At 77.2% G+C, this 5,338-nt stretch carries 4 protein-coding genes; 1 reads left to right on the forward strand and 3 read right to left on the reverse strand.

What is annotated here, in order from left to right:
* Nucleotides 1–244 precede the first annotated feature (244 nt).
* Complete coding sequence (locus tag ACFV0G_RS21225; RefSeq protein ID WP_380549906.1) at nucleotides 245–1,225, forward strand: helix-turn-helix domain-containing protein; 981 nt, start codon at nucleotides 245–247, stop codon at nucleotides 1,223–1,225.
* 22 nt (nucleotides 1,226–1,247) lie between these two features.
* Here ACFV0G_RS21225 and ACFV0G_RS21230 read toward each other — a convergent pair whose 3' ends face one another.
* The 3 genes from ACFV0G_RS21230 to ACFV0G_RS21240 all read right to left on the reverse strand — a co-directional run bounded on the left by ACFV0G_RS21230 (nucleotide 1,248) and on the right by ACFV0G_RS21240 (nucleotide 5,249).
* Complete coding sequence (locus ACFV0G_RS21230) at nucleotides 1,248–1,610, reverse strand: DUF952 domain-containing protein (protein ID WP_380549909.1); 363 nt, start codon at nucleotides 1,608–1,610, stop codon at nucleotides 1,248–1,250.
* 97 nt (nucleotides 1,611–1,707) lie between these two features.
* Nucleotides 1,708–3,264 carry a mucoidy inhibitor MuiA family protein gene (locus ACFV0G_RS21235; protein ID WP_380549912.1) on the reverse strand — a complete coding sequence of 519 codons (1,557 nt, stop codon included), beginning with the start codon at nucleotides 3,262–3,264 and terminating at the stop codon, nucleotides 1,708–1,710.
* A 2-nt stretch (nucleotides 3,265–3,266) separates the two neighbouring features.
* Complete coding sequence (locus ACFV0G_RS21240; RefSeq protein ID WP_380549918.1) at nucleotides 3,267–5,249, reverse strand: DUF4139 domain-containing protein; 1,983 nt, start codon at nucleotides 5,247–5,249, stop codon at nucleotides 3,267–3,269.
* Between the last annotated feature and the right edge of the window lie 89 nt (nucleotides 5,250–5,338).

Raw genomic sequence — 5,338 nt, forward strand, 5'->3', positions numbered from 1 at the left:
ACCGCGCGCTGAGGCTTTTTTGTGTCTGTGTGTTTGTTTTGTGGTGTGGGTGTGTCTGGGGGGGGGGGCGCGGGGGGGGGGGGGGCGGCCCCCTTCCGGTTGTTCGGCGGGGGGTGCGTGTGAACCTCGACGCACCGCCTTGTCATGATGTGGACTCGTGGCACAGGATGGCCACGGGACAACGGCCCGCGAGATGGCGGAAGTGCGCCACCTTGGAGCAGGGTCGATGGGGGAAAGGAGCGGCGTGCTCGACGCATTCGGAGTGCTGGGCCTCGGACGGCCGGACGGGCAGGTGTACGCGGCCCTCGTGATCGCGCCGCAGTCCACCGCCGAGGAGGTGGCCGAGCAGTGCGGCCTGACACTCCAACAGAGCCAGGACGCGCTGGACAGGTTGGCCGAGCAGGGCATGGCCACCCGGGCGCCCGTCGACCGCGAGCGGTACCTCGCGGTCGCCCCCGACGTCGCCATCGGCACCCTGATCGGCCACCGCGAGGCCCAGCTGCGCAGCGCCCGGGCCGAGATGCACCGGCTCATGGACGCCTTCCGCGAGGCCTCCCGGTACACCGACCCGGCGCACTCGGTGGAGGTGCTCACCGGGGGCGAGGCGATCGCCCAGCGGCTGGAGCACCTGGTCGACAGCACCCAGTACCAGGTGCGCGGCTTCGACTGCCCGCCGTACATCCAGGACCCGACCGCGCAGATGCCCCGGCAGCGGGCCAAGCTCAAGGCGGGCGTGCGGTTCCGCACCGTGTACGACAAGGACGCGGTGGCCTGGCCGGGCCGGCTGGAGAAGGAGATCCTCATCGGCGTCGAGGACGGCGAGGAGGCCCGCGTCCGCCCGGTGCTGCCGATGAAGATGATGATGTCGGACGACAAGATGGCGATCATCCCGATCACCGTCGGCGACAGCGTGCTGGACGCCGCCTACGTCATCCACCCCTCCGCCCTGCTGCAGGCGCTCGACGCGCTGTTCGAGGCGGAGTGGGAGCGGGCCGTGCCGCTCCAGGCCGCGATCGGCGACGGCGAGGTGGACCAGGGGCCGGAGGCCGACCACCGCAAGCTGCTCGGCCTGCTCGCGGCCGGGCTGACCGACGAGTCGATCGCCCGCTCGCTCGGCTGGAGCGCCCGCACCACCCAGCGCCGGCTGCAGAGCCTGATGCGGCTGCTCGGCGCCACCACGCGGTTCCAGGCGGGCATGGCCGCCCGCGAGCGCGGCTGGCTCTGAGCCCCGCCCCGCCGGGCCCGGCTCAGCTCCAGGGGAGCAGCCGGGCCCAGCGGCCGTCCGGGCCGCGCTCGACCTTCTCCAGGCCGACCACCGCCGTCCGGTTCAGCCGCCCGTAGATGTGCGGGAACAGCACCCCGGGAGTCGCGCCCTGCGGCGGCGACCCCGAGGCGGCCTCCCACTTCACCATCGGCTCGATCAGCTTCTCCTCGATCAGCAGCGCCATCAGCGGGTCGGGCGTGTCGGCGAAGAAGGCGTTCGCGACCGCCAGCACCGTCTGCTCGTCGGCCGAGCAGTGGATGAAGCCGTCGGTGAGCAGCGAGGCGGCCGCGTACGGCCGCCCCGGGTCGCGCAGCCAGTCGTCCAGCGGGGCCAGGTGGTAGATCATGGGACATTTCTACCGGAGCGGGCGGGCCAAACCCCGGTGGACCGCCCGGCGGCAGGCCGCTCGGCGTTGCGCGACCCGCCCGCCGCGCGGCCCCCGCTCACAGCCCCGCCACCTTCGCCGAGGCCGACACCTCGTACACCAGGGTGAGGGTGCGCCGGCCGCCCGGCGGCAGTGTGACGTCCCAGCGCACGATGCCCTCCGCGTCCAGCTCGTCCGGCGCCGGCGAGCAGGCCTCCTTGCGCAGCCGCACCTCCACCGCCGACACCTCGGAGACCGGGATCCGCTCGCGGACGGTCACCACCTGCTCGTCCCGCTCCTCCGGGCCGGAGAACCGCGACAGGTGCAGCCGCACGGTGCGGGTCACCACGGTGCGCTGGGTGATCCCCGCGGACCCGCGGCTCTCCTCGGTCTCCCGCACCACCCGGTAGCCGTCCGAGCTGCCGAACGCCAGCTCCGCCGGGGCGCCCGGCGCGGTGAACCGCAGCTCGCCGCGGCCGGTGAAGCCGCTGCCCTGCACCAGGTCCACCGGCCCGGCGAGCAGCGCGTGCCCGGAGTCGTTGCGGAACCGCACCACCCGGGTGACCAGCGGCGACAGCTCCGGCGCCGAACCGAACTCGCTGCCCGCCGGGGTCTCGAACGTGGTCAGCGGGATCCGGTGCGCCCGGCCGTCCGACGGCACCGACGCCGGCGCCGGCGCCCGCAGCACCCGCACCTCGCCGCCGTCGTCGACACCGGGCAGGCCCTCCGCGGACGGCCCGGTCGACCCGATCTCCTCCTCGCGCACCTCCACCTCGACCGAGCGCCGCTCCTCCGCGCTGCGCTCGCGCAGCGCCAGCACGTCCTCGACCAGGCGCGGCGGCTCGGAGGCCAGCGCGGAGCGGGCGGTGGAGAGCGTGAGCCGGACCCCCGACCAGTCCTCGCCGGTGCGCTGCCACACCACGGCGCCGGTCTCCAGGGCGAGCGAGCCGCCGCTCAGCACCGCCCGGTACGCGGGCCGCCACAGCGCGCACGGCGTGAGGTGGCCGACCCGCAGCACGGCCGGGCCGGCGGCGTCCGCGGCGACCGTCACCTCCAGGTGCGCGACCAGCTCGGCGGGCTGCTCCTCGGACTCCTCCAGGGCGGCCTCGGCGGCCGCCGCCTCCTCCTCCAGCGCGGCGATCCGGGCCCGCGAGACGCGCAGCCGCTCGCCGTACGCGTCGCGTTCGGCGTCCACCCGGTCGAGCTCGCGCGACCAGCGGGCCCGCTCCGGCTCGCCGCGGCCGGCGCCCTCGCCGATCTCCCGGAAGAGGTCCGCGGCCAGCTGCGCGAGCAGCGCCAGCCGGGCCTCCAGCCGCTCCCGCCCGCGGACCTCGGCGAGCCGCTCCTGCTCCAGCGCGTGCACCCGGCGGCGCAGCTCGGAGTCCTCCTCGGTGGGCGGCAGCGGCGCCCGCGGCGTCCAGGCGCGGACGATCCGGGCGTCCAGCACCCGGGCCTTCCCGGTGGTGATCTCGGCGCGCAGCGTGCGGTCCACGGCGAGCGCGGAGACCGGCCCGAGCCGCAGCCGCTGGACGCCGCCGGCCAGGATCAGTTCGGCGGTGCGCTCCACGTGCGCCCGGTCCTCCAGGCAGGTGACCGCGGTGACCGGCAGCGCGATGGTGGGCGTGGTGGCGGACATGGTCAGCTCCTCCGGTTTCCGCCGAGGACGGCCTTGCCGGCCGGGATCCTGATCTCGTAGCCGCCGTCGAGGGCGGCGGTGCCGCCCGCGGGCAGCTCCACCCGCCAGCGCCGCATGCTCGGCGGGTAGGCGTGGGACGGCCGGTCGGGCGCCGACCAGTCGGCGCGCTCCTCGATCCGGACGTCCTGGTCGGGGGAGACCGGCACCCGCTCGCGGACCTCGACGGTCACCGGGTGCGGCAGCCGGTTCGCCAGCTCGACGTGGATCCGGTGGTCCAGCACCGTCGTCGAGTTGAGCATCCCCGCGGTCGACTCGCGCAGCTCGGTGCGGCGCACCACCCGTACCGCCTCGGCCTGGCCCAGGCCCACCCGCCGGGAGTCCCCGGCGGCCAGCGTCGGCAGCGCCGCGGTCAGCAGGAAGTCCCCGTCCACGGTGACCTCCACCGGCCCGGCCAGCAGCGCCGCGGGGGTCGCGTTGGCGAGCACCAGCGTCGCGTACACGGCCTCCTCCACGGCCGGCACGCAGACGTACTCGCTGCGCAGCGACACCGGGATCTCGGCGACCGCCACGGTGTGCCAGGTGCCGTCGGAGGGGATGTCGGCGGGCGCCGCCGCGTCGTAGCGCTGGTCGAAGGAGCCGGCCGAGACCCGGGGCCGCACCGCGTGCGGCGGCAGCGGCAGCGCGGCCACCGACTCGGCGCGGTTGCGCTGCAGCACGGTCGCCGGGTCGGCCGCGGCCCCGGGGAAGAGCCGTCCGCGCCGGGCGGCCGGCCGGGCCGGGCCGTCCAGCACCAGGCCCGCGTAGTCCAGCTGGGCCGCGGACGGCTCCGGTGGGCCCGGCGGCGCGGCCGGGGCGGGCTCGTCGTACGACGCCTGCACGGCGGGCGGGGCCCCGCCCCCGGCCCGGGCCATCCGCGGTGCGGCGGCCGGCGCCGGGGCGGGCGCACCGAGCATCCCGCCGGGGCCGCGCTGCGCGGCCGGTGCACCGCCGTACCCGGCGAAGCCCGGCGCCGCCGGCGCCGGCGGCGGTACGGCCTGCGGCATCGCGGGCGGCCGCGGCACCGGGCGGGCGGAGGCCACCGCGACGGGCGGACCCGTACGCTCCGGCTGCGGTCCGGCGGCGTCGTACCCGGCGAACAGGTCGGCGAGCCCGGACGGGGGCTCCCGCCAGCCGGAGGGCCGCGGCGCGGGCTGGCGGCGGCCGATCCGCAGCGACCGCAGCCGTGGCAGGTCGGTCCGGCGCTGGAGGTCGGCGGTGGACAGGCCGAGCCGTACGCCCGTCCAGTCCTCGCCGGTGCGCTGCGCGAGCTGGGCGCGCAGCAGCAGCGTGCCGCCGGCGTCGCCCTGACGGTACGTCAGCTGGTAGGTCGGCACCCAGACCGCGCCGGGCACGCCGTACTCGACCTCCAGCTCCACCTCGCTGTCCTCGGCGGCGCCCTCGACGGTGACCACGGCGACCGTGCCGGTCGCCACCGGCCCGGCCGGGGCGGCGGAGGACGCGCGGGCCAGCGCCGCCGCGGCGACGTCCAGTTCGTGCTCGGCCAGGCGCACCTCCTCGGCACCGGCCGCGGCCCGCCCGTGCAGCACGGTGAGCCGCTCCTCCACGAAGTCGGCGAGCTCCAGCCAGGCGTCGGCCGGCGTCCGCCGGAGCGGGTCGTCGCGGCGGCCCTGCGGCGGCACCGGCCGGATCCCGGCGGTCTCCGCGATCCCGCTGTCCAGCCGGGCCGCCCGGGCCCGGGCCGCGTCGACCGCGTCACGGGCCCGCTCCACGCGCTGCCGCAGCTCCGGCAGGTCGGCGCGGTCCCGCAGCTCCACCGCGGTCTCCAGCCGGGCGGCCCGCACCCGGGCGCCGCCGCCGACCACCGAGGCCCGCAGCGACCCCGGGTCGGCCACCCGCGGCAGCCCCGCCAGCCGGACCACGCCGTCCGCCGGTACCGCCCCCCTCGCCCGGCGGCGGCACAGCGCCCCGCTCGCGTAGACCACCACCGAGTCGAGCACCGACTCCCACTCGTCCGTCTCCGGCACCCCGGTCCACCCCTTCGTCCGTCCCCTGTCCGGGCGCCCAGTCTGCACCC

This window comes from Kitasatospora sp. NPDC059571 (assembly GCF_042735675.1).
Lineage (GTDB): Bacteria > Actinomycetota > Actinomycetes > Streptomycetales > Streptomycetaceae > Kitasatospora.

Coding starts and splice junctions, on each gene's coding strand:
- ACFV0G_RS21230 (WP_380549909.1), bottom strand. CDS start 1,610: ATGATCTACCACCTGGCCCCGCTGGACGACTGGCTGCGCGACCCGGGG.
- ACFV0G_RS21235 (WP_380549912.1), bottom strand. CDS start 3,264: ATGTCCGCCACCACGCCCACCATCGCGCTGCCGGTCACCGCGGTCACC.